Source organism: Burkholderia sp. Ac-20392 (assembly GCF_017104585.1).
GTDB classification, from domain to species: Bacteria; Pseudomonadota; Gammaproteobacteria; order Burkholderiales; family Burkholderiaceae; genus Burkholderia; species Burkholderia lata.
Genome location: NZ_JAAGPB010000673.1, coordinates 1 through 3,723 on the forward strand (window position 1 = coordinate 1; position 3,723 = coordinate 3,723).

Genomic DNA, 3,723 nt, shown 5'->3' on the forward strand with positions numbered 1-3,723 from the left:
CAGCCGCGTGAGCGGCGAATCGGCGGACGACAGCGCGCGCGCCACCTGGATGCTCTGCGCGAGCGTCGCGGTGCGCTGCAGCTTGATGTCGGCGAGATAGTCGTCCCAGATCTTCAGGTAATCGTTCAGGTACAACTGGCGGATATCGCGCGCCCACGCGGCCGCGTCGTTCGGCCCCGGAATCTCGGACAGCCCGAGGTTCAGCACCCACACTTCCTCGCGGCCGTAGGCTTCGACCTCGCCGGCCAGGCGCGGCGCGAACACGTTGCGATAGCCGTTGCGCGTATAGAGCCCCGGCACGCCTTCCGACAGCGGCTTGCCGCTTTGGCGGCGGAACACCAGCGATGCGTCGGGGCCGACCGCGCGCGCGACGCTGAAGTCGAACGCGGAAGTGGCCGGCCGCAACGTCAGCGTGAGCTGCCGGTACAGCCGCTGCGAGAACGGCACCTGCCGCAGCCGGTCGCGCACGTCGGCCACGAGCCGTTCGTTCATCGGATACGGCGACACCGCGACACGGTTGCCGAACAGCGCGGCGAGATGCGCGCGCAGCGCGCTGCGTTCGGCCGGCGAGAAATCGGGCGGCAGCGCGCGTTCCATTTCGAGGTCGACGACGGCCTGCACGAACGCGGGATCGTAGTGCGCGCTGTCGTACAGCATCAGGTACGCCTTCAGCGCCGCATACGCGTATTCGGTCTCGTCGGGCCGCGCGTCGCGCAGCGCTGCCTCCATCCGGCTCGCGGCGATCGGCAGCAGCACGTCTTCGAGCGCGCGCCGGTACACGGCGTCGACGGCTTCGTCGATCTTCTCGCCCTGGAACAGCCCCCACCGATACGCGAGCGGCGGATGCTGCAGGTCGACGCCGCCCGCATTCGCGAGGTTGCCGAGCGCGTCGAGCACGGGCAGCAGGCGGGCGACGTCGGCTGCATCGGAGAATTTCGCCCCGGCGATCTGCGCATCGACGGCCGGCACGCGCGCGGCGATCTGGTCGAGATACGCGCGATTGTTCGAATAGCTGCGCAGCCACGCGGCCAGCACGGCCACGCACACCAGCGCGAGCAACACGTAGCCGGCGATCTGAAGCACGCGCCGTTTCTGATGCCAGCGCAGGTCGCTGCCGGCGAGCGCGGCTTCGCGGAAGATGTGTTCCTGCAGCAGCGACTTCAGGAAGAAGCTGCGCCCGGTCGAGCCGACCTGCGCGACAGGCGGCACGCCCTCGATCTTCAGGAAGCGCTTGATGCCGCTCATCACGCGATCGAACGCAGTGCCCTCCTGCGTGCCGCTCGTCAGATAGACGCCGCGCAGCATCGGCATCGGTTCGTAGCTCGACACCGAAAACACCTCGGCGACGAACTGGCCGAGCATGTCCTGCAGGTCGGCGATCTGCTGCGGCAGCAGGTACGTCATTTCGCGCTGGCGGGCGTCGGTCTGCGCGGCGAGCAGCTCGGGCAACCCGTCGTTCAGTCGCTGGTGCAGCAGCCGGTATTCACGGTCGAATGCCGCGCGCAGGTCGAAACCCGGTGCCTCGCTCTGCGCGAGCGGGAACGTGAAACCCCATACCTGCGCGCATTCGGTGCGGCCGTAGCTGCTGAAATACTCGGCGAAGCCCGCAAGCAGGTCGGCCTTCGTCACGAGCAGGTATACGGGAAAGCGGATGCCGAGCTGCGCGCGCAATTCGAGCAGCCGCTTGCGCAGTACCATCGCGTGCTGCGTGCGCTCGGCCTCCGACGCGCCGAGCAGGTCGGCGACGCTGATCGTCAGCATCGCGCCGTTCAGCGGCTGACGCGTGCGGTATTTCTTCAGCAGGTCGACGAAGCCCTTCCACTCGGCCTCGTCGAGCGCGCGATTGCCCTCGTGCGTCGTATAGCGGCCGGCCGTGTCGATCAGCACCGCGTCGTTCGTGAACCACCAGTCGCAATGCCGCGTGCCGCCCACGCCGCGAATCGCCGCGCGGCCGAACTGTTCGGCGAGCGGGAAACTGAGCCCGGAATTCACGAGCGCGGTGGTCTTGCCCGAGCCCGGCGCGCCGATGAACACGTACCACGGCAGCTGATACAGATACTGGCACGACATCCGGTCGAACCAGCGCGGCAGGCCGTGGCGCACGGTGTCGGCCTGTCCGAAGCGCACCTTCTTCAGCAGCGAAGCGGCCTCGTCGAAGCGGCTGCGCAACTCGTCGAGCTGCGCCTTCGCCGGATCGTCGGCGGTGGCCGGCCCGGGCGCGGCCTCGCGCAACTGGTTCAGCAACTGCGCGTTGAGGCGGCCGGCGCGCCAGCTGCGCCACGCGACACGTGCCCCCCACGCGATGAACAGCACCGCGATCGTCAGCCCGCGGGCCCAGCCGCTTTCAAGCGGCCGGACCTCGGCGAACGCGAACAGCGGGCCCGCGAGCCACACGAAGCATGCGAGCACGACGAGACCGGCGAAGGTCCAGATCTCCCGCGACGGCAACGGCCGGACGAAACGCGCGACAGCCTGGTTCATGTCAGTTGGCTCCCTGCGTGGCGCTCGCGCCGACGGCGGCACTGCCGGGCGCCGGCAGCAACGTGATCTCGACGCGCCGGTTCAGCGCGCGGTTCGCGGGCGAATCGTTCGGTGCGACCGGATCGAGCGTGCCGCGCCCTTCCGCCGCGAGCCGCTCCGGATGGTCGAGCCGCGCGGCGATCATCCCGCGCACGGCTTCCGCGCGTTCGCGCGACAGGTCCCAGTTCGATGCGAAGCGCGCCGTATGCACGGGCGTGTCGTCGGTATAGCCGGTCACGCGCACGTTGCCGGGCACCTTGTTCAGCGCATCGGCCACCCGCGCGAGCACCGGCGCGTAGCGGTCGATCACCGACGTCGAGCCGGACTTGAACAACCCGTCGCCGCGCAACACGATCACGCTGCGATCGGCGTCGTCGCGCACCGATACGAGGCCGGCCGCGATCTCCGGCTCCAGGAACTTCGCGATGCGCGGCGCCGGCGCCGGGCGCGGCGGCGCCTGTGCGGGTTGCAGCTTCGGCACGTGCAGTGCGTCGATCGACGCGAACAGCCGATCCGAATGCCCGGCGAGCGCGATCCGCAGCCCGACGAACACACCGAAGCCGATCAGCAGCGCGAGCGCCACGCATACCCACAGCGGCACGACGAACCGGCGTGCGACATCGCGCGTGACGACGTCGCGCCAGTGCGGCGACAGCGCCGGCTCGAATTCGCCGCGCACCGAGCGGATCGTCAGCGCGAGCTGGTGGCGCAGCGCGTCGAGCTGCGCATGGCCGTTGTCGAGCACGCGATAGCGGCCCTCGAAGCCGAGCGCGAGACAGAAATACAGCAGCTCGAGCAGGTCGAGATGCTGGCGCGGCTGCTGCGACAGGCGTTCGAGCAGGTGGAAGAATTTCTCGCCGCCCCACGTTTCGTTGTGGAACGACACGAGCAGGCTGTGCGACGACCACACGCTGCCGCCCCACGGCGTCAGCGCGGCTGCCTCGTCGAGCGCCGTGCACAGGCAGTAGCGCGCGCCGATGATCGCTTCCGACGGCACGCCGGCTTCCTGTGCCCGTGCCTCGAACTGCCGGATCTCGACCACCAGATGCTCGCGCAGCCACGCCGGATTCGGGTGAATCCATGCCGTCGGCCGGATCGCGAGCGTGGTCGGCATCGCCGCGTTCGTCTACATGTTCACGCAGCTGTTCGCGAACCACGATATCGGCGCGCTGCTCGCGAACAAGCATTTCTCGATCGCCAGCT

Annotated in this window: 1 protein-coding gene and 1 pseudogene; both read right to left on the reverse strand. The window is 69.1% G+C overall.

All coding sequences use genetic code 11. From position 1 onward, the window contains the following. The coding region (gene tssM, locus G3N99_RS36650) for a type VI secretion system membrane subunit TssM (protein ID WP_206124799.1) at positions 1–2,481 on the reverse strand (2,481 nt) is incomplete at its 3' end. A gap of 1 nt (position 2,482) precedes the next feature. Continuing rightward, positions 2,483–3,595 (reverse strand): annotated as a pseudogene (locus tag G3N99_RS36655) (DotU family type VI secretion system protein); the annotation flags it as partial. Positions 3,596–3,723: the final 128 nt, after the last annotated feature.